The organism is Chryseobacterium sp. IHB B 17019 (assembly GCF_001456155.1).
GTDB lineage: Bacteria > Bacteroidota > Bacteroidia > Flavobacteriales > Weeksellaceae > Chryseobacterium.
The window spans coordinates 915,614-936,622 of the sequence record NZ_CP013293.1; the positions used below are offsets into that span (position 1 = coordinate 915,614).

19 protein-coding genes and 1 pseudogene are annotated in these 21,009 nt (G+C 36.5%); 5 read left to right on the forward strand and 15 right to left on the reverse strand.

All coding sequences use genetic code 11. The annotated features are described in order from the left end of the window. Nucleotides 1-26: 26 nt before the first annotated feature. From ATE47_RS04265 to ATE47_RS04300, 8 genes are all read right to left on the reverse strand, one after another. A complete protein-coding gene (locus ATE47_RS04265; protein WP_150114787.1) occupies nucleotides 27-1,043 on the reverse strand; it encodes a terpene synthase family protein in 1,017 nt (338 codons plus the stop codon). A 40-nt stretch (nucleotides 1,044-1,083) separates the two neighbouring features. Beyond that, nucleotides 1,084-2,160: a terpene synthase family protein gene (locus ATE47_RS04270; RefSeq protein ID WP_062160792.1), complete on the reverse strand. Its 1,077-nt coding sequence runs from the start codon at nucleotides 2,158-2,160 to the stop codon at nucleotides 1,084-1,086. A 115-nt stretch (nucleotides 2,161-2,275) separates the two neighbouring features. Continuing rightward, entirely contained in the window at nucleotides 2,276-3,283 is a 1,008-nt protein-coding gene (locus ATE47_RS04275; RefSeq protein ID WP_062160793.1) for a terpene synthase family protein, read from the reverse strand. Nucleotides 3,284-3,484: 201 nt separating this feature from the next. Continuing rightward, entirely contained in the window at nucleotides 3,485-4,483 is a 999-nt protein-coding gene (locus ATE47_RS04280) for a terpene synthase family protein (RefSeq protein ID WP_062160794.1), read from the reverse strand. Between the two features lie 265 nt (nucleotides 4,484-4,748). Further along, the gene (locus ATE47_RS04285; RefSeq protein ID WP_062160795.1) at nucleotides 4,749-5,750 is read right to left on the reverse strand and encodes a terpene synthase family protein; all 1,002 of its coding nucleotides are present in this window, start codon (nucleotides 5,748-5,750) and stop codon (nucleotides 4,749-4,751) included. Nucleotides 5,751-5,789: 39 nt separating this feature from the next. Then, entirely contained in the window at nucleotides 5,790-6,548 is a 759-nt protein-coding gene (locus ATE47_RS04290; protein WP_147297012.1) for a terpene synthase family protein, read from the reverse strand. Then, nucleotides 6,548-6,724, reverse strand: coding sequence for a hypothetical protein (locus ATE47_RS19195; RefSeq protein ID WP_185097131.1), 177 nt, complete (start codon nucleotides 6,722-6,724; stop codon nucleotides 6,548-6,550). The genes ATE47_RS04290 and ATE47_RS19195 overlap by 1 nt, the downstream gene beginning before the upstream one ends. A gap of 557 nt (nucleotides 6,725-7,281) precedes the next feature. Then, a complete protein-coding gene (locus ATE47_RS04300) occupies nucleotides 7,282-8,331 on the reverse strand; it encodes a terpene synthase family protein (RefSeq protein ID WP_062160798.1) in 1,050 nt (349 codons plus the stop codon). A 555-nt stretch (nucleotides 8,332-8,886) separates the two neighbouring features. Here ATE47_RS04300 and ATE47_RS04305 point away from each other — a divergent pair. Continuing rightward, entirely contained in the window at nucleotides 8,887-9,291 is a 405-nt protein-coding gene (locus ATE47_RS04305; protein WP_062160799.1) for a hypothetical protein, read from the forward strand. A 43-nt stretch (nucleotides 9,292-9,334) separates the two neighbouring features. On the opposite strand, the gene ATE47_RS04310 is transcribed toward ATE47_RS04305, so the two are convergent. Continuing rightward, a complete protein-coding gene (locus ATE47_RS04310) occupies nucleotides 9,335-9,559 on the reverse strand; it encodes a hypothetical protein (RefSeq protein ID WP_185097132.1) in 225 nt (74 codons plus the stop codon). Nucleotides 9,560-9,640: 81 nt separating this feature from the next. Here ATE47_RS04310 and ATE47_RS04315 point away from each other — a divergent pair, with 81 nt between their 5' ends. Together ATE47_RS04315 and ATE47_RS19515 are read left to right on the forward strand one after the other, a co-directional pair. After that, on the forward strand, nucleotides 9,641-9,895 hold the full coding sequence (locus ATE47_RS04315; protein WP_062160800.1) for a hypothetical protein: 255 nt from the start codon (nucleotides 9,641-9,643) through the stop codon (nucleotides 9,893-9,895). 99 nt (nucleotides 9,896-9,994) lie between these two features. After that, nucleotides 9,995-10,426 (forward strand): GLPGLI family protein, encoded by a 432-nt coding sequence (locus ATE47_RS19515; protein WP_442857089.1) that lies wholly within the window; start codon nucleotides 9,995-9,997, stop codon nucleotides 10,424-10,426. A 31-nt stretch (nucleotides 10,427-10,457) separates the two neighbouring features. Here ATE47_RS19515 and ATE47_RS19200 read toward each other — a convergent pair. Then, a pseudogene (locus tag ATE47_RS19200) lies at nucleotides 10,458-11,263 on the reverse strand (helix-turn-helix domain-containing protein). Between the two features lie 108 nt (nucleotides 11,264-11,371). Then, the gene (locus ATE47_RS04325; protein WP_062160801.1) at nucleotides 11,372-12,379 is read right to left on the reverse strand and encodes an SDR family NAD(P)-dependent oxidoreductase; all 1,008 of its coding nucleotides are present in this window, start codon (nucleotides 12,377-12,379) and stop codon (nucleotides 11,372-11,374) included. A gap of 231 nt (nucleotides 12,380-12,610) precedes the next feature. Here ATE47_RS04325 and ATE47_RS04330 point away from each other — a divergent pair, with 231 nt between their 5' ends. Continuing rightward, entirely contained in the window at nucleotides 12,611-13,615 is a 1,005-nt protein-coding gene (locus tag ATE47_RS04330) for a glycosyltransferase (RefSeq protein ID WP_062160802.1), read from the forward strand. 165 nt (nucleotides 13,616-13,780) lie between these two features. Here ATE47_RS04330 and ATE47_RS04335 read toward each other — a convergent pair whose 3' ends face one another. Continuing rightward, nucleotides 13,781-15,007 carry an aminotransferase class I/II-fold pyridoxal phosphate-dependent enzyme gene (locus tag ATE47_RS04335; protein WP_062160803.1) on the reverse strand — a complete coding sequence of 409 codons (1,227 nt, stop codon included), beginning with the start codon at nucleotides 15,005-15,007 and terminating at the stop codon, nucleotides 13,781-13,783. A 153-nt stretch (nucleotides 15,008-15,160) separates the two neighbouring features. On the opposite strand from ATE47_RS04335, the gene ATE47_RS04340 reads away from it, so the two are divergent. Then, nucleotides 15,161-15,619: an Lrp/AsnC family transcriptional regulator gene (locus ATE47_RS04340; protein ID WP_062160804.1), complete on the forward strand. Its 459-nt coding sequence runs from the start codon at nucleotides 15,161-15,163 to the stop codon at nucleotides 15,617-15,619. Nucleotides 15,620-15,622: 3 nt separating this feature from the next. Here ATE47_RS04340 and ATE47_RS04345 read toward each other — a convergent pair whose 3' ends face one another. The 3 genes from ATE47_RS04345 to ATE47_RS04355 all read right to left on the reverse strand — a co-directional run bounded on the left by ATE47_RS04345 (nucleotide 15,623) and on the right by ATE47_RS04355 (nucleotide 20,999). Continuing rightward, nucleotides 15,623-16,654: a bestrophin family protein gene (locus tag ATE47_RS04345; RefSeq protein ID WP_062160805.1), complete on the reverse strand. Its 1,032-nt coding sequence runs from the start codon at nucleotides 16,652-16,654 to the stop codon at nucleotides 15,623-15,625. Nucleotides 16,655-16,748: 94 nt separating this feature from the next. Continuing rightward, nucleotides 16,749-18,821 carry an alpha-ketoacid dehydrogenase subunit alpha/beta gene (locus ATE47_RS04350; protein ID WP_062160806.1) on the reverse strand — a complete coding sequence of 691 codons (2,073 nt, stop codon included), beginning with the start codon at nucleotides 18,819-18,821 and terminating at the stop codon, nucleotides 16,749-16,751. 75 nt (nucleotides 18,822-18,896) lie between these two features. Further along, nucleotides 18,897-20,999 (reverse strand): S8 family peptidase, encoded by a 2,103-nt coding sequence (locus ATE47_RS04355; protein WP_062160807.1) that lies wholly within the window; start codon nucleotides 20,997-20,999, stop codon nucleotides 18,897-18,899. Nucleotides 21,000-21,009 lie beyond the last annotated feature (10 nt).

Below are 21,009 nucleotides of genomic sequence, written 5' to 3' on the forward strand. Positions count from 1 at the left end.
GAAGGATTTTTACATATAAATTTCAGCTATTTTTTTACAAAGATACTGTGTGGAATAACGATGTCATCTCCCTCTCTTCCATATTTGGGAACAATAAATCCTTTGGGCTCATACCGATTGGTTCCGGAGCTATAGTACCAATTTGCGCAGCCGCTTATCTGCAATTTAATGTGATAAATATGATTATAGGTATCTTCCTGAAAAGCTCCTAAATCCAGAAAACGGAGAGATTCATGCAGATCATTCAATTCCTGTCCATAGGCATCATGTAATCTCATTGCTTCTAAACAGGCTTCCTGATAAGAAAGATTATATTGATTTCTTAAAATAAAGATGATATTAAGGCTTTCACCTTCTATTTCAATTTCTTTTTTCAGAGAAGCAAAGTCATTCTGAATTACAATAATCAGTGACAATAGTTCTCTACATCGCTGTACAATAGGATGATTGTAAATATGTACAGGCAAAGCAAAATTAGTACATGGATCTATAAGATCACCATAAGGCCACATCCCAATTGAATATTTTCGGAAACTAAGATAATGAGCAAGTGTTGGGTAGATTGTAGTTTCAGCCTGTTTAAAAGGTATTTCCTCCATCATACCATATAGTATGAATTCATAAAAGTTGATGGAAACACGCTCTATCCAAAAACGGGGCATTCCATTTTCTACCCATTCTTTTCTTGCCTGCGCCATCTGTCGCAGAATGCCAATCTCATCGGGACGCGGATCTTCACCCATCATTACCTCATATACCCTATCTGCTATGGCTTTCAACTCTTTTGCGGGTGTCATACCAAAATAATCATCAAAAAGGGTAATATAAATCATCAGTCTGGCGCAAGGGCGCATGCGCTCTATACTGTCACATGTTGGATTCATATAGGTGGCGACCCGCGATAGGAATTGAGATTTACATCTTTTTATTCCTTCTTGAGAAATAAACGTATAATCATTATCATACCAATCCTTTTCTTCATCATCAAAAGCATTAGCAATAGGACTGTCGATAGTTGGCCAGGGGTAATAACACTTTGGCACTATTAATTCTTCTTTCATGGTTTTGTTTTTTCTTACTTATTTATTTAAGATGTTTATTAACTTCAGTAACCTTATTGTTGTTTTTCAAATTCTTAAGCCAATATTCATGTTCAATATGTTTTATCTCTAAATCAAGAGACTGTTCATTTGCCGTACCATATTTTGGGATGGCAAAACCTTCTTGAGTATACCGTTTAGTTCCCGATTCATAATAAAAGGCATTGAGGCCATGGATCATTATCTTTACATGATATATATAGTCTTCTACCATTTTCTGATAAAATCCAAAATCTGGTAAGCAGCTCGTGATAGAATCTATTTCCCTAACCATCTCATCATGTATTCTGAGCGATTCTACGATGGCTTCTTGCAATGAAGTTTTATACTCATGCATTACAACCAGAATAATATTCAGTGTTTCATTATCAGTTGCCAATTCTTTTCTTATTGATGCAAAATCATTCTGAATAGCAATGATCATTGATTGAAGTTCTCTTAGCCGGTTCATGACAGGATGCTCGTGAATGTGCACGGGTAGGGCTTGACCCATTGCTGCCTCTGTTAAGTTTACAAAAACCTTCTGACCGATAGAGTACATTCGGATCAGTAAATAACGGCCCACCGAGGGGTAGGTATTGCTTAATTTAAATGGCGTTTCTTCCATCACACCGTAGGTAAAATATTCTCGGAACTCCCTTGCCATACGTTCTATCCAGAATAACGGCATCCCATTTGCGATCCACTCTTTGCGGGCAGCTGCCATCTGATGGAAAATGCCAATTTCATTAGGCTGGGGATCCTGCTCCATCATAACCTCATAAGTACGATCCGTGAAGGCTTTCAGCTCATCCAACGGCATAATGCCTACGTAATCATCCATTATGGTATGATAGTAACCACACCGCAATATGGGACGCATCATTTTAGGATTATTTGTAACGGGCCACATGTTAAAAACAAAATCATATAACCGCTGCTTTCTATATCTGTTTATTGTTTCTTCATCCAAAAAATTATAATCTTCACTAAGCCATTTTTCCTCTTCGGGGAACTCTACGAAAGGGCTTAAAACTCTCGGCCATGGATAACTGGGAATAGGGACATATACTGTTTTCATAGTTGTTTTTTATTATTAAATTTTTATTCTTTTACAATTTTTCTGCCTTCCAGATCAGTGAGCGGATCAATTAATTCATGCATTTCTATTTTCTACCGATTTTATCAATACAAAGTTACGAGTCGCCTCTTGGCCTCACATATTCCTTCTCAGCATATTGATCATTGCTGTGGTAACGCAGTGTATCTTTGAGATACCAGCTATTTAAGCCCTGTATCATCATTCCCTGATAAAGCACATATTTGTCAACTGATTCATGCCAATCTCCGAAATCCGGCAGGCTGGCATGCAAAGCAACAAATTCCGCCACATCTGCATCATGAATGCGAACTACTTCCTGAATTGCCTCATCCAGTGAAATATTTTGCTCATGCTGTATTATAAGCACAAGATTAATTACCTCGCCTTTTCTCATGATTTCTTTTTTTACGGAATACACATCATTTTGCCAGGACATTATTCTGGCTGTTAATGCCTGAATACGCTGTATAACCGGGTGGGCTGAAATGTGTTTTGGCAAAACAAAACCTAGTCCCAGCTCAGCCCAGGGCTCATAAGCATACATAGCTATTGAATATTCACGAAATATCATGAAATAGGCACGTGGAGGAAAAACTCCTGTTGTTTTATAAGGCGCTTCTGCCCGCATTCCATACACCATATATCGATCCATAAAATAGGTAAATACTTCGAGCCATTCAGGTGAAGTAACGGCCAGATATTCATCCCTTATTATGGCCATTATTTTGTCATGTGGGTGTGCATTAATATCAGGCATATTACCCTTGAGGATACCAATAATGCGTTTATGTGCCTGATCCAGCTCATCAACGGTACAAAGGCCACAGTAATCATCAAAGGTGGTGATCCAGATCATGAAGCGGTTACATGCTCTCGCGTGCTCATAAGTCGGCGCTATGGCAAGCATCCTTGCAGTAGCTCCATGCAGCCCCATCTGTTTATAGGTTTCCCGGGTTTCAGGGGATAAGAAGGTAAAATCAGTGTCCAGCCATCCTTCCAGATCCTCCTTCAGTTGGTCAAAATGAGGATTTACCAAATCCGGCCAGGGATATTTGAAAATGAGTGGATAGGGTTGTTCAAAATATTTAATTTCAGATTCCATATTTCAGTTGTTTTGTTATTATAAATGAAACTTAGAGAGTTTGACATTTGTATTTTTTCTCTTGCTTACACAGACAAAAAAGCATAAGCATATCATACCAATCTTGGGCATCCTTCTTCATAATATCAGTATATAAAATATCTTATCCGGCCAAGGATAAGATATCGTTGTTTATAATTTTTGTGATGGATCAATTATAATCTAAAGTGATGTATCTTGAGTTTCCCTATCTGGCCATGCAAAGCATTTGGGATCATAACGATTTGTATCTACCAGGTAAAAAGTATTCAGACCTTGTATCAGGCTGCCCCAGCCTAGGAACAATTGTTTTATCTCTTCCTGATACTTCCCAAAATCAGGAAGGTCTTCCTGTAAAGCAATAAGTTCTGCAAGATCATCGTCATGAATTTTCATGGCTTCAGACAAAGCATCTTCTAATGACAAGTTATAGTTTCTTTGTAAGACGATAACGATATTCATAACTTCCGTATCCTTGCTTAGTTCTTTTTTCAATCCCTGGATATCATTCTGCCAGGCAATAATTCTAGACCATAGGGATCGAACACGCTGTATCACAGGGTGGCGTTCTATCTCTTCTGTTAAAAAAATACCAAACTCCGCATCAACCAGATAGAAATAAGGAAATATTACAATTGAATATTCCCGGATTACTTTAAACAATGCAAGTGAAGGTACTGTTTGAGTGGCCTTATAACTAGCCTCTTCCTGAGCGCCGTATCTTGTAACGGTGTAAAATTCTTGTGCCAAGCGCTCCATCCATTCATCAGGCATAAAAGCACCAAATTCATCTCTGATTTTAGCGGCCTGAATGAAATATCCGGGATCTTCCGGAGTAAGGCTGTCTCCTCTGAATATTGCTTCGAGTCGCTTACCATATTTAGTAATCTCTTCTTCGGTTGCATATTCAAGCTGATCGTCAAATATGGTATGGAAAACAACAAGCCGATGCATAGGTGTTACGCGCTCATAACTTGCATAAGGATACATTCTTGCCGAACACTTGTGCAGGTCCATGCTCTTGTATCGTTCACGTATATTTTCAGATAAATATACATAATCGGTATCAATCCAGTTTCTGTAATCGATACCCATTTGTTCCACATTAGTATTGATTTTATCTGGCCAAGGGTAATAACCTTGAGGCAGGTAATTCGACGGGTTGTAATCTTCTGGTTTCATTTTTTTTAAATTAAAGTGATAAATTGATGTTTGATAGGTTGTTATTATGATAGAATAGTTTTAATTTAAAATATTCTTGCACAATGTATTCTTGAACCTGATTCAGCTTTGCTTTGAGTTGTGCTGCTCCAGGAATCCAGCTGCGGTATAACGGTCTGGTTTTGTAGATATTTAACAACAGCTTCTGCAATAGTCCAAAATCGGGAAGCGGGCCGGGAGTTCTATATAAATACTGTCATTTCTTTTTATCCTTATTATTGAACTTCTATATTTTCGTATCATTATTAATCTCCGGCCATGCAAAACCTTCACCACCAGCAAGGTAGCGCTCTGTGTCTTTTATATAATGAGTATTAAGTCCTTGTAATATTGAGCCAAGACTTGTAACATAGTCATACACCTGTTGCTGGTAACTGCCAAAATCCGGTAAATTTTCATGAAGTGCTACAAATTCACTAACGTCTTGATCATGAATATGTTTCGCCTCAGTGACAGCTTCTTCTAAAGATATATTTTGACCTTTTTGTAAAACAAGAATTAAGTTCATTAACTCTGTATCAAGCCCCAGCTCTTTTCGTAAGGAGTAAAAATCGTTCTGCCATGCCTCGATTCTTGATGTAAGTGCTCGCAGACGTTGTATTACAGGATGCTCTTCGATATATTTTGGCAAAACAAAATTTACTTCAATATCCGCCCAGTATAAATATGGATACATATTTACGGAGTACTCTCGCAATATTAGAAAATATTCTAACGAAGGAATGCGCTTAGCCAACTTAAATGGGGTTTCTTCCTGTACACCATATTTATAACAACGAGATAGATTTTCGATAAATCGTTCTAGCCATTCGGATGGCATAAAGGATTTGTATTCATCTCTTATAAGGGCTAAATGCTGGAAAATACCATTCTCATCAGGAAAAGGAGTAGAGCCGTTCAGTATTTCTATTGCCCGATCGCAGTCTCTTTTTTTCTCTTCAATTGTTGCAAATTCCATCTGATCGTCCATCACAACAAAATTGAGGACAAATCGATTACAGGGTATTGTTTGTTCATAGCTTGCTTTGGGAATCATTCGGGCAGTACATAAATGAAACCCCATTTTTTTATATTTTCTCCTTGCCTTTTCCGATAGATAGGTATAATCATGATCAATCCAATTGTTCATATCAATCTCCATCTGGGCAATATTTGGATTTATCAAATCAGGCCAAGGATAACAACCTTGTGGTAGATAATCTTGTGGATTAAAATCTTCTGGTTTCATATCATCTTATGTTTTAAAATTTGGGAATTTAATGTTATTTTATATTTGGTTTAATTTCTTCTTCAACTCAGCCGCACCAGGAAATTCCATAGCATTGTAACGGTCCAGCTTTGTTGAAATATTCTTCCAGCCACTCAGAACCATGCTCATATAGTGTACCCAGTTAACAACAGCGTCCTGCCATATCCCAAAATCGGGTAGAGAAGCCTGGAGTTCCACAAACTCTTTCAGGTCTTCATTGTGCAGACGCAGATCTTCAAGACAAGCTTCTTTCAGAGACATCTGCTTTTCATGTTGGATCACCTTTACGATATTGTAATAAATACTGTCCGTAGCCTCGTCTTTGATTACAGATTGTACCTCATTGAAAAAAGTAACCAGATGGCAGGCCAACGTCTGTAAACGGCGAATCACCGGATGCTCATGTATCTCGGGAGGCAAGATAATTCCGGTTTCCACTTCTGTGAGTTGTAGGAAGGGGTAGAGGCATATAGAGTTTTCGCGCAAAGCAATGCACTCTTCTACACTGGGATATGTTTTGTTTTTCTTGTATTTCAACTCGGTTTCCAGCCCTGTAAAATACCTGCTGATCATTTTTGAAAAACGGAAAATTGATTCCTGTGGGATAAACTGTAATAATTCCTCTCTCAATGTAGCCAGCATGGCTCCTAAAGGTATTCCCGAATCTGCGGCAGTGATTTCGCCATTGAGTATTGCAACAGATTGAGTATGGACATGCCCAATATCTTCGACCTCACTTTCCTCATAAAGATCGTCATTATACAAAGTCCATAACATTAATCTACAGATTGGCTTGAACCGTTCAGGTGGTGCGGTAGGAAACCATTGGGCTGCAATATGCGCCGTTTTAGTTTTTTTGTACTTTTTGCGAAGATCTGGATTTTGCTCGTAGAGCCATAGATATTCTCCGTCAATCCATTGATTTTCAGTAATCTCCTGCAATTGTTCAGCATGGGGATTTTTTAGTGTAGGAAAAGGATACTTAAATTGTTTGTAGAGCAGCTCAAGAGTGCTGAAATTTTCAGTGTTCATAATTTCATGATTTTGGTTTAGTTTTGAATACTAATATAAAAATTTAATTAACCCAATATTAAAATAATTCACATAAAATTGATATGTTGTATAACAGATTCTGTTATGTTGCATTAACAGGGGAATTTATACCATGAAAATATTTAGCTATAATTTGAAATAGGAAAGTTTTCGAGAAATTTAAAACAATTTCTTCCTAATTTTTTCACCAAAATTTTGATCAGAAAACAGGGAGATGCAAATTTCAGATACTATTGGTCAGAAAATTTTATTTTTGTTGAAAATTGAGTGAATTAAAAACAAATCTATGTCTTGGAATATTTTTGATGCCGTATGAGTTGTCCTTGATGCTTTGGATTTTTTTGGGAAATTTGTCGTCTCCGAATTGAGAAACTGAAAAATCGGAAAATAGTAAAAAATCAAAATATATTGTAGAAAAGATTGGTTTTGAATTGTACAAGGTACTGGCGTTATATCGTCAATCATATCTACCTGCCCCATTTTCCGGCTCCTTGTCAGACGAAAATTCAGGATCGGGCCAAACATCCGATGTATAGCGAAACGCATCTCTCTCATAATATAATTGCAACCCCTGAATCTCCGCCATGAGATAAACCACATACGTTATAACCTGCTGCTGATATGCTCCAAAGTCTGACATAGCAGCAAACAACGCATGGAATTCCCTTATGTCTGTATCGCTTATGCGTATTGCTTCTGCATAGGCTTCTTCCAACGACATGTTGTATTCGTTTTGCAACACTAATACGATATTCATCATTTCCGAATCCCTGCCTATTTCCTTGGGTAGCGAATAGAAATCATTTTGCCATGCCATAATTCGGCATGTTAGCCTTTGAAATTGCTTTATAACTGGATGTTTTGCAAGAAAATCGGGCAATGGGAAATCAAGTATTACTTCCTGCATAAGCATATAAGGATACTCAGCAAGGGAATATTCGCGGATAAGAAAAAATTCAGCCAGTGGAGGGCAGCGTTGAGTGGCTTTATATGGAGCTTCTCCGCCCATACCATAGATAAAATACTCATTAAATGCTTCTATTACTCGCTCGATCCATGTATCCGGCATTAATACAGCCATTTCTTTCCTGGATAATGATACTTGCCTCAATATTTCATTATCACCTGGCTCCGGCTCATCACCTAGCCACATCCGTTCAAACCGCTGCCGGAACAACTCCAGTTCAGCTTGTGATGCCAGTTCATAATAATCATCTTGCACCAGCATCCATAACGTTACCCTATTACAGGCCGCAGCACGTTGGTAATCGCCTGGATAAGGTAACATTCTTGCTGTTATAAAGCCGCTATTCATCAACTTATATTTCTGTCGGGTTGATTCAGATAAAAAAGTGTAGGATGCAATCATTTCATCTGTGTCTATTTTTAGTTGTTCAGCATGAGGGTTTAAAAGCTTATCCGAATGAAATTCGTATCCACTTAAAAAAGGGTATTCGGGACGTGGCAGGTTTTGATACATTGCATAGGGTTCTTGTTTCTTTGTCATATTATTGAGTTTTAAAGTGTGATATTTATAGCTGGTTCAACCTTGCCTTCGTAATCTCCTGCAATTGTTCAGCATGGGGATTTTTTAGTGTAGGAAAAGGATACTTAAATTGTTTGTAGAGCAGCTCAAGAGTGCTGAAATTTTCAGTGTTCATAATTTCATGATTTTGGTTTAGTTTTGAATACTAATATAAAAATTTAATTAACCCAATATTAAAATAATTCACATAAAATTGATATGTTGTATAACAGATTCTGTTATGTTGCATTAATAGGGGAATTTATACCATGAAAATATTTAGCTATAATTTGAAATAGGAAAGTTTTCGAGAAATTTAAAACAATTTCTTCCTAATTTTTTCACCAAAATTTGCTTAGAGTTGAGCTTTAAGATGAATAACGTGATAATAATCAGTCGAATAGAGAAATAAAAATGGATGTTGTTCTTCAGTTTTTGTAAGTCTATATTTATTGAAGTTGAGAGTTTTAATAGGTGGAAATAAAATTTCAGGATTTTTATTAATCTGAAATTTTTACTTTTGTCAAAACTCAAATTATGAAATTGGATTTTTTGGAAGTTTTGGGAGTTGTAGGAGATATGCTCAATTTATTGGCCAGTAATTCATATTCATCGGATCTTTCTGATGACAATAAACCTGTAAAAAAGAAAAGGACTAAATATTTTACTATAAAAGTGAGTATGGGATTTATTTTAATCTCCTCAGTTTTATTGTTTTTTGTTTTTAAAGATCCTTTACCCGCTGAAAATTATGTCCAAACAATTGTTGTATGCTCATTGATTGGTTTGGCAATTTCACTTATATTCTTTTTTCTCATGTATATTTTGGAAAAATATTATTTTAAAAGTGTTTTTCAATGGCTGTTTTTCAGCTGTTCTGTGATTTTGTTTTTTGTTTCAGTGGTTTTGTGTGTTTATTTTGAATCGGGGATATTTATTTAAATTACAAATATTATGAAATAAAAAAATAGAACCTTTTCAGATTCTATTTTTGTTCTAGCTGTGCAATTTTTTCTTTTAATTGCTGAATTTCTTTTTTCAGAAGTTCAATGTAGTCTTGTTGGTTTTCAAGCAAAAATTCTGGGACATTGCAATACACATTATTACTTCCTACGTAACTACCTGTAATGTTTTCGAAGTTTTGACTAATGGAATTTTCTTTATCGGTTTGTTTTACTATCTCACCAGAGATAGTCTCTTCTGTATTCATTTGATTAAACACAAACCGTACTCTTTTACTAACCCTTTGATGGGAATGTGGTAAATAAATAAACATTAATTAAATTTGAGGATGTGTAAATACTTTTTAATATTATCAATACTATCTTTTACTTGTTTGTTTTCTCAACAAAAAGCTGAGAAGTCTCTTTCAGAACTTGAGGTTCAATATGAATATTCTTTTGTTAGGGATACGATAGATGTGGATCAGAGTCATAGGTTCAAAGAACTTATGCTTTTGGATTTCAATTCAAATACTTCCTTGTTTTATAGTCAGCAATATGTAGCCGCTAGAGAGATTTTTAAAAAAGCTGCTGCTGCGGCATAAACCTCTAGTAATGTTGAGATTAGGGCTGCTGATTTACCAAAATATAAAGTTGGCTATTCTATATATAGAGAAGGCTCGAAAATTTATTTTACAAGTCATATAAATCGAGATTTTTATACTTTTGAAAATACTTATTTAAGTTGGGATACCAATTACAAAGATGTAAAAACGATTCTTGGATATAAGTGTAATAAAGCTACAACAAAATTCGGTAATAGAATTTACACAGCTTGGTACACAAAAGATATTCCGGTATCGGAAGGACCTTATAGATTTAAAGGACTCACAGGTTTAATTTTAGAAATTAGTGATGCAAATAAATATCATTCCTTTATTGCAATAGGGATTGAAAAAAAAGAAGTTGAAATTGCACCTCTACAAAAAGGCATTCCTGTAACAAGGGAAATGTATATTAAAAAGAGAGAGGAATTTAAAAATAACCCATATCCACAAAGTAAAACTCTCACAAAAGAGAGAAGAGATCAGATGATTGAAGCTTTTAAAAAAGATAATAATTCAATCGAAAACTAATTTTAAACACCTGAAAAACAGGTGCTTTTTTTCATCTCACCAACGAAGGCGCAAAGCCATACTGCTTCTTAAAAGCATAAGAAAAATGTGAAAAATCTTCAAAACCGACTTCCATAAAACATCCGACGGCTTTTTATTCTTTTCCGATAAATGATAGAAGGCAAGCTCCAGACGTTTTTGCGTGAGCCAGCGCTGAGGAGTTGTCTGAAAAATTTTCCTGAAATCCCGATTAAAGGTTGATAAACTTCTTCCTGTCAAATACCCGAATTTATCCAGAGACATATTAAACATATAATTCCTTTCCATAAAATTCACCAGATCAATCTTTCCTGGCTCTTCAAAGTCTGCTAAAACGGAATCAATATTTTTATCGATTTCTCTTAAAATACTTATGGCTTCAGTGATCTTTAAGGCTGCAATATTCTCAGGAAATGATTCTTTCACCTCAAAATAAGGAATCAGCGAAGCCAAACAGCTTTCTAACAACGGATGTTTTTCAAAGCTGTAAATTTTGGTTTCTTCCTGAATGTTTTTCTCCCTGATTTCAATATTTGAATAAAAATTTTTCAAACGTTCTTTTGTTAAATGCATCACAACGGCTTTGTGTGGAAGACCGTCTTTTGGATAATTAATGATGGTCGCCAGATGATTTCGCGGAATCAGGAAAATATCTCCGGCCTTGAAAAGGTAGGATTTATCCGCCTGAATAATTTTTGTTTCTCCCGAAATAAACCAAACCAGCATGTGAAACTCAAAAACCGTTTCCGTTTTGAAAAGCTTATCATCGTAGGTTGAAAGTTTAATGTCGGGCGTGATATATTTAAAATGAAAATCCATTTTTGATTAATTTTATGTTGTAAAATTATTTATTTAATTTAAAAAACCTTATAGATTTTCGAAACCTATAAGGTTAAGATGTCTCATTCTAATTTAGGTAATTTAAGATTATTCTACATCGAATTTCATTCTCAAGATTTCTTCACTTAATTTCCATAAACGCTCTGCATTTTCCTTGTCGATAGAATAGGGCTGAACTCCTCGTATTGTTGATGGGTCATCAAATCTGTGCTCAATTTGCCCATTATCGATTTCTGCAATATCGCAATTTTCGCAATACACTCCACCGATATTTTCAAGAAGTGGAGTTGTAGCGCACCAGACCGTTGTGGCAGCACCTTGCGGGATAGTTTTCAGTTGGGCCTCCACTTCGGGTTTTATTTTTCCATTTTCGTCGTGGGTTCCTATTTGAATGAACAAATCAATCGGTTCTTCTCTTCCCAAATCAGTTCCAAAAACAGAGCCTGGATGCAAAGAATAAGCTCTCACATTGAACTTTCTCGCTTTTTCATCCAATGCAACAGCAAACAAATTACTCGCAGTTTTCGATTGCCCATAGCCGATCAAAGTCTGGTATTCCCGATTCTCAAAATTTGGGTCTTCAAAATCAAAAGGCGACATCTGATGTCCATAAGAAGAAACGTTGATTACCCTTGCTCCGTCAGCTTTTTTTAAGGCTTCCCATAATTTTGCAGTAAGGTGAAATTGTCCCAAATAATTGGTGGCCAACTGTGATTCGATGCCCCTGCTGTCTCTTCTCAACGGAACCCACATGATTCCTGCATTGTTAATTAATAAATCTAATTTTCTTCCTGTACCGATAAATTTTTCAGCAAAAGAATCAATAGAATTGGGATCAATTAAATCCATTTTTTCAATTTCAACATTTTCAATTCCTGAAAGGTTTTTTTTCGCTTTTTCAAGATCTCTGGCCGGAACAATTACGGTAGCTCCTGCCGAAGCCAAGGTTTTTGTGGTTTCCAAACCAATTCCTGCGGATCCACCGGTAACAATTGCGATTTTCCCGGAAAGATCAATTCCTTTGATAACATCCTGCGCTGTAGATTGTGCCGTAAAACCTGAATAAATAGGTTGTTGTAAATTATTCTGTCTCATTTTTAAATTGTTTTAAAATTTTCTTAAGACAAAGGTAGATGCATTAAAGCGTGATGATTTTGTTTAAAATGTCAATTTATTTTGTTTAAAATTTCATCCTCAGAAAAGGGAGACGTAAAAATTGAGGAAAATTTCAAGAGCTGATATTATTTTATTCTACTTTGCGTTTAATTATTATAGAACTTGTTTGCCCATTCTTTTATGAATAAGTAATTTTGAAAAATTTTAGATTTGAAGCCTACAATATCCATCATCGTCGCTATTTTCAACCGTAAGGATGAACTTTTCGAGCTATTGAATTCTCTTACTGCGCAGACAGACAAAGACTTTGAGATCATTATTGTAGATGACGGTTCCCTCGTTGATCTGAAACCCACCATTCATAATTTTGAAGAAATTTTACAGATTAAATATTTCAGGAAAGACAATTCGGGACCGGGTTTAACGAGGAATTATGGGGCAAAGAGAGCCCAGAATGAATGGCTGGTCTTCGTCGACAGTGATGTGATTGTAGAAAAAGATTACATAGAAAATATTAAAAATGATATCCTTGAAATTCCCTGTGATGCCTTTGGTGGAGCGGATAAAGCTCATAAAGGCTTCAACCTGATGCAGAAAGCAATTTCCTATTCCATGACCTCGGTTTTTACGACTGGCGGAATCAGAGGAAGTAAAAAAGCGGTTTCAAAATTTCAGCCGAGAAGCTTCAATATGGGCGTGAAGAAAGAAGTTTTTGAGAAAGTAGGCGGCTTTTCAGAAATGAGAATTGGTGAGGATCCCGATCTTTCCATGACACTTTGGGAAAACGGTTATACAACGGCTTTCTTCGATAATATTGCCGTTTATCATAAACGCAGGGTAGATTTTGGTAAGTTCTCGAAGCAAGTATATCAGTTTGGTTGTGCTAGACCAATTCTTAATCAAAGGCACCCGAATTATGTGAAAATTTCATTTGCTTTTCCTACTTTATTTTTATTAGGCTATATTTTTGGCTTTTTGGAGTATTTTATTTTAGGTAAAGGGATTATTCTTGCCTTTTACGGGTTGTATACTTTTATGGTATTGTTTCATGCTTTATTTGTCACTAAAAATATCAGTATTGCCGGAATGGCCGTGATTTCTACTTATATTCAAATGTTTTCTTATGGATATGGTTTCTTAAAATCCTGGATTTTGTTAAATATTTTCAGAATGAAACCAGAGGATGCTTTCCCGAAACATTTTCATAGAAAATAAACTTCATTTAATAATCAAATAATCACACATTTGTCATCCTGAAAGGATCTAAGCAATTAAACTCAAACTCTTGTTTAGATTCTTTCATGACAAATCTTATGGTTATATTGTGTGATCGGAATAAAAAAAGCTGTCGAATTTACAACAGCTTTACAACAAAATTAATTAGAATATGGAGATGGTTTCATGGTTGAGAACGCCTGTTTTTAGCATGCATTCCCTCATCTTTTCATAAGTTCGTTCGATGTCATGATCGAGGCCGATTGAGAATCTGATCAGTCCATCGGAAATTCCCATTTCGGCGCGTTCCTCTTCCGGAATTTCGGATGAAGTTGAGCTTCCTGAGCATGAGAATAAAGTTTTGTAGAAGCCTAAGCTTACCGCCAGATAGCCCAGATTTTCCTGCTGCATCAGTTCCATCAGTTCATTGGCTTTTTCCGTAGTTCCGGCATCTAAAGTTAATAATCCCCCGAATCCATACTCTTCATGCATCATACTTTTCATTAATTCGTGGTTTTTATGGGATTTTAATCCGGGATAAGAAACTCTTAATCCGTCCTGTTCAAATCTTTCAGCCAGATACATTGCGTTGTGGCTGTGTTGCTTCATTCTGATGTGAAGCGTTCGAAGATTCTTCAGGATACTCGCAGAACGAAGGCTGTCCATCGTAGGTCCCAGCAGCATGCAGGCTCCGTTGTTTACATTTTTTGTGTCATTAATGAATTCCTGTGTTCCACAGTAAACTCCTCCTACAGTATCGCTGCTTCCATTAATAAATTTCGTTAAAGAATGAATTACGATGTCCGCACCCAATAAAGTCGGGGAAATGGAAAGTGGTGAGAAAGTATTATCAACAATCAGTTGTAAATTGTGTTTTTTGCAGATTTCTGATAGCTTTCTCAAATCCGCAACTTCAAGGAGAGGATTGCTCACACTTTCACAATATATAATCTTTGTATTTTTTTGTATCGAATTTTCAATGGATTCAAAATTGTTAATTTCCACAAAAGTGGTTTCAATTTGAAAAGGCGGAAGAAAGTTTTTCATGAATGCATACGTTCCACCGTAAATTGTTCTGCTGGAAATAATATGATCTCCACTTTTACAAACCTGCATTAAAACAGAAGTTATAGCTCCCATTCCTGAAGCTGTAACGTTTGCAGTTTCAGTATTTTCCATTTTTGCCAAAGCTTGTGACAAGTACAAATTCATGGGCGAAGAATGCCTTGAGTATAGATAACATCCTTCTGCATTGCCTTCAAAAGTATCAAACATTGTTTTTGCAGAAAGGAATGTGTAAGTAGAACTGTCTGAAATCGAAGGGTTTACTCCTCCGAATTCACCAAAATACTGTAAATCCTGGATTTCGTTGGCTGCATTAAAGTCTTTCATATAGCTTAGATTTTCTGTGATAAATTTGAATGAATTCCCGAATATTTACAAGGTAAATTTAGATTGTTAGAATATAAATCTAGTTAAAACTAATTTAATAGATAAAAAGTTTATTATATTTGATTTATATAAACTTTTAACAAAAATTTATCTATGACGTTCGATGAAATTGATAAAAAACTGCTCCTTTTTTTGCAGGAAGATTCTAAACAAACCACCAAAGAACTGTCTTACAAGCTCGGGTTATCTGTGACAGCTGTTTATGAACGTATCCGGAAAATGGAAAATACAGGTGTGATTTCTAAGTATGTTGCGATTCTTGACCGGCATAAAATTAACAGGAGTTTTATTGTGCTTTGTCATGTAAAACTGACGCAGCATAAAAAAGAATATGTTCTGCAATTTGAACGGGAAATAATGAATTTACAGGAGGTTACGGAATGTTTTCATGTGAGCGGCGACTATGATTATATTTTAAAAATCGGGGTAAAGGATATGGAAGATTACCGGAATTTTATGTTGTCAAAGCTCACAACTTTACAACATATTGCAAGTACTCACAGCTCTTTTATGATCTCTGAGGTGAAAAATACTACGGCGATTGTTTTGTAAATTTTAAACCAATACTCCGTTTTTAGAGGAAATAGGTTCGGGAAGATCCGTTTCTCCGGCCATTTGTAAAAGATCAATTTCAATCGTTCTGCAGATGGAAAGCATGGGAACGTCAAACATTAATCCGGCAAAAGGGTTTTCAGAATAATCTCCCACCAGTTCCATAATGATGTAAATCCAGCCGATGATGATACAGAAAGGAATGGAGGTCCAGATTCCCCAATCTCCCAACTTTTCAAATTCATTCACCAAACCCAACGGAAGCAACAGGATAAAAAGAACATTAAAAACAAAAGCAGTACTTGCAAACTGCCGTGGTGACGGGAATTTTTTGATTCTTTCTGCTTGTCCCTGAAAACCGTAAAATTCATTCAGAGAATTCTGCAATTGCATTTGATTAAATTCGGAAATAGCTCCAATGTTTTTTAATTCATTGATTTCTTTTGCCTGCTGAGAAATCAGGTGAGTAGCAAAGTTTTTGTATTCAGACTGAAGTTCGGCTTCTTCCTCAGATAGATATTTATTCAGGAAAAGGGGAGTTCTGCTGTAATCCGGGAATCCGGCTTTTATAAGTCGGTTTCTTCGTTGGTTGATATTATGATGCGTTTCTTCCTCGGCACTGATGTGTTCCCACTCGGTCGGTATCAAAAGCTGCTCACGAAACTGGTAGAGCCAGGCGATATGGCGGTAAACAATTTTTTTTCTGCGGTCTTCAAGGTCAAAAGTTCCAATTTCTTCATTATCTATATTAAAGGCGTAAATCATTGAAGCAAATGATCTGCTGGAATTCACAATTCCACCCCAAATTTTACGGGCTTCCCAAAGTCTGTCGTAAGCCTGGTTATTTTTAAAACCAACCAAAAAAGCTTCTGCGGTACCAATTAACGCTACCGGAACCCAGGGAATCGTCATCCATTGCCAGTGAAAAAAATGAAACAGTATGGCAATCAATGTACACCAGGCGGAAATCCAGATCAGATGCATTCCGGATAAATTGAGCACCTGTTTGTAATTGACGTATTTTGTTGTGATCATAAGTGTTCAAAATTTACTACAATTTATTAAAATTAATTAAACTGCATAAAAAAAACCTCTAAAATTAGAGGTTTATATTTGTAATTCTGTTTTTTTAATATTTTAACATTTCTTCGATTTTAGCAGAAAGTTTTTCAGCATTTGGAAGCATTTCTTTTTCTAAAACTAAATTAATCGGAACGGCCGGAGTATCTAATGATCCCATCGTTTCAACCGGTGCATCCAGATATTTAAAGCAATTCTTTGAAATTCTGTGTGCGAAGGCTTCTGCAAAGGAATTGTTTAATTGTTCTTCTGTTAAAACAATACATTTTCCATGCGCTTTTACTCTTTCAAAGACCAATTCTTCATCAAGAGGAATTAATGTCCTCAAGTCGATTACTTCAACTCTTCCGTTAAAGTTTTTCGCAGCTTCTTTCGCCCAGTAAACCCCCATTCCGTATGTTACAACCAATAAAGTTCTGCCTTTTTCAGTTTCTTCTTTATTCGCTTCAATAATTACTTTTCCTTTTCCGAAAGGTAAAATATAATCTTCCGCAGGTTCAATGGTTTTTGCGTCTTCAGTTCCCGGAACCTTGCTCCAGTAAAGACCTTTGTGCTCCAGCATAATCACCGGGTTCGGGTCATAATATGCTGCTTTTAATAAGCCTTTAAAATCTGCTGCGTTACTTGGATAAGCGATTTTAATTCCTTTAATATTAGCTAAAATGCTTTCAACACTTCCGCTATGGTAAGGACCGCCACCTCCGTAAGCACCAATTGGAACACGGATGATATTGCTAACAGGGAATTTACCCTGACTTAGGTAACTAGATTTTGAAATTTCAGTAATTAACTGATTGATTCCCGGATAAATATAATCTGCAAACTGTACTTCAACAATAGGTTTTAAGCCAACAGCACTCATACCCGTTGTAGAACCAATAATATAAGCCTCCTGAATCGCTGTATTGAAAACTCTCTTGCTCCCGAATTTCTTTCCTAAAGTCACCGTTTCACGGAAAACTCCACCAATTCTTTCTCCAACATCCTGTCCGTACAATAATGCTTCGGGATGTTTCCACATGATTTCCTGAATGGCATGGATTGCGGCGTCAACCATTACAATTTTTTCACCACCTTCCGGCTCGCGGGTTCCCACTTCTTCCGTAATCGGAGTCGGTACGAAAATGTGCTGCATTACCGTTTCAGGCTTTGGATCTTCTGCTTTTTGAGCTCTTTCGAATGCTTCTTCAGCTTCTAATCTTGCCTTTTTCGTGATTTGTTTTAATAATTCTTCGTCAGCTCCGGATTCAAGCAATTGTTTTCTAAGAATTTCTCCCGGATCTTTTGCTCTATGTTTTGTTAAATCTTCCTCATCTCTATAGAATTCTCTTCTTACGCCGGAAGTATGATGACCAATTAAAACTGTTTTTGCACAGACAACTAAAGGTTTTCTTTCGGTTCGTACAAAATCGACAGCTTTTTTCATGACTTCAAAGCTTTCAACGAAATCAGTTCCGTCTACTCTCATTCGGCTTAAACCAACAAATCCGGCTACAAAATCGTAAGCATCGCAGGTCCTGGCTTCTTCCTTAGTTACGGAAATTCCCCATTCGTTATCCTGAACAAGGAAAATGATAGGAAGCTGGTGTAAAGCTGCAAACTGAAGGGCTTCACTCACTTCACCTTCCGTCACGGAATTGTCTCCGAGGCTGCAAACAACAACAGGGTTGTTTTCAAATTGCTGAAGATTAAAATCCTGAATATATTTTATTCCCTGTGCAACACCAGTGGTTGGAATGGTCTGCATTCCCGTTGCGGAACTTTGATGAATGATTTTTGGTTTGTTTTCATCCCTGCTCGAAGGGTGGGAGTAATAAGATCTACCTCCTGAAAAAGGATCGTCAGCTTTTGCCAATAGCTGCAACATTAATTGATAAGGCTCGAAACCTATCCCTAAAAGAATGCTTTCGTCTCTGTAATAAGGAGAAACCCAGTCTTCTTTTTTTAGCTGATAAGCCGTTGCCAACTGAATTGCTTCATGACCTCTTGAAGTACTATGAACGTATTTGGTAACATTTCTGTTTTCTTCGTAAATGTCTGCCATTGCTTTTGCAAGCATCATATGGTTGTAAGCCTTAAGCAAGATATCCTGAGAAACTTTCTCGTGAAGTGTATTTTCCATAGAAAGCAAAGATAAGCAAAAAAACAAAATGCTAACAACTGTTAGCATTTTGTAATTATTTATTTAAATTATCTATTATTCTTTGATCACTTTTTTAGTAATAACATCTTTATCAGTTCTTACCTCAATGATGTAAATTCCTTTTACATAAGATGATAAGTCTAATGAAGTTTCATCAGAATTAATGATTCCGTTCTGTAATTTCTTACCGGACAGGTCATAAACAGCAAAAGACGATTTTTTTGGAGCTTTCAATACTTTTACCATATCTTTTGTAATTGTTGGGGCAATCGTAATTCCACTTAGGTCTACTGCTTCATTTGTTCCTAAAACATGCTGAATAAGCCCCGTAACAATAATACTGTAATTTTGAGGAGCATTTGCACCTGCATTATTTTTAAGAGTTCCCTTATTTGAAACTTCAATTCTGTAGCTTCTTCCGAGAAGTGGCGCATCAATGACAACCTGTTCTACATTATCAACTGTATTGTCTCCTTTTGTAGCTGGTGCCATCGGTGCATTGGCATTCAGTTTCCAAGGATAATAAATGGTATTGTCGGTAGTGTCAATAATTCTTACATCCAAATCATTAACAAGTCTGGAAGTTCTATTGTTGTAGGCATCATTCCATGTTGTGCCTGAAGGGATAACAAACTCCGGATCAATCCAGGAAATGGTAACTTTAAGAGGCTCAGTCCCACCTATAACAGTCTTTTGGTTTACCGTGCCGCTAATCAGGGTTTCATCATTAAATATAATGGAAGTGGCGTATTTCATTAGCAATAATTCTGCCCCTTTTTTAGCATTTATATATCCCCAGCCGTTCCATGGATCAGGGCCTACTGTTCCTGCTTCGGATGCGGAGTGTATCATCAATGCTTTTGCAGATGCGGCATTAAGTTCAAAAGTTGGAAACAATTGTTTGTACATCTGCATCCAAAGCCCTATAATACCGGTAACTATTGGAGCAGAAAATGAAGTTCCACTGCCTATATCCGCTCCTTGACTTCCTGTGGTATTTTGTACTGTGGATGCGTGTGCCACATCAGTTCCTGTAGTAATGATATCAGGTTTAATACCGCCGTCATCTCTTGGTCCTGCACTACTGTAGCTGGATTTTATTACATCGGAAGCTGATGTATATCTATTATCTGCAGTAGTGAGAATATCTGATGCTCCCACAACAATGATGTTTTTAGCAAGTGATCCTGTTCCAATACAGTCATATCCTTGGGCACAGTTATTTTGTGGTACTACATCTGTGGCAGCGAATTGTACAGCATTACCACTACTGTTCTCATAGTATTTTGGAATTGTATTTCCTGTTGGGCCCATTCCATAGGAATTTCCGGCAGATTTTACAATTACGTAGGAAGGGTTGTTGTATACTATATTATCATAATTCTGATCATTTGTAAAGTATGTTCCCTGTAAGTCAAAGGTTGTGTTTGGACTTGTAAAATCCCCATACCAGAGCCATCCATCTATATCTGTACTGTAGTTCCATCCTGGATTGGTTCCGTAAGAATGGTTTGATATTTTAGGTTGTGCAATTAAAATCTTTTGAAAAACACTGCTGGTTGTCGAGTTTCCGGACAGTGTTGTTGTAGCAAAACTATAATTATCAAAGATAGCATTCTGGGCAATTCCTCTAAAATTTACTGCACGTGTGGTTCCGTTCTGAAGAGTGAAAGTGAAAGGAAAATCCTTTGCACCGATAAAACTGGTTACAGCAGTGGCATGTGCACTGTAATTCATCGTGGATGCCTCTTTGTTACTCACTCTGTTTGGAGCATTGTTGAAAAGTACATGACCCTCGAAAGCTCTTCCTCCGTCAAAAATTGTATACTTAATATTTTCACCATTAAAAGGGCCCATTTGCCCACTACCATTCTGCAAAAAATCAGCATTAGAATTTTTTATTTGATCTAAATCATTGGCTTCATAAAAGTACGGCTTTCCACCCGGAGTAAAGCCAGCCAAATTAGCTCTCTGTTCTTCAATTTCTTTTAAAACTTCGGGTGTCTTTGAGTATCCATATTTTTTGGCAATATAAGCATCAAATTTTGCGAAATTTTCTTTATTTTGTTTCTCAAAAGCTTGGTTTAACTTGTCATTATTTTGGGCACTAAATAAATTTATCGCCAAAGTACTTACCAAGAGTATACTTTTCCTCATAAATTAAATT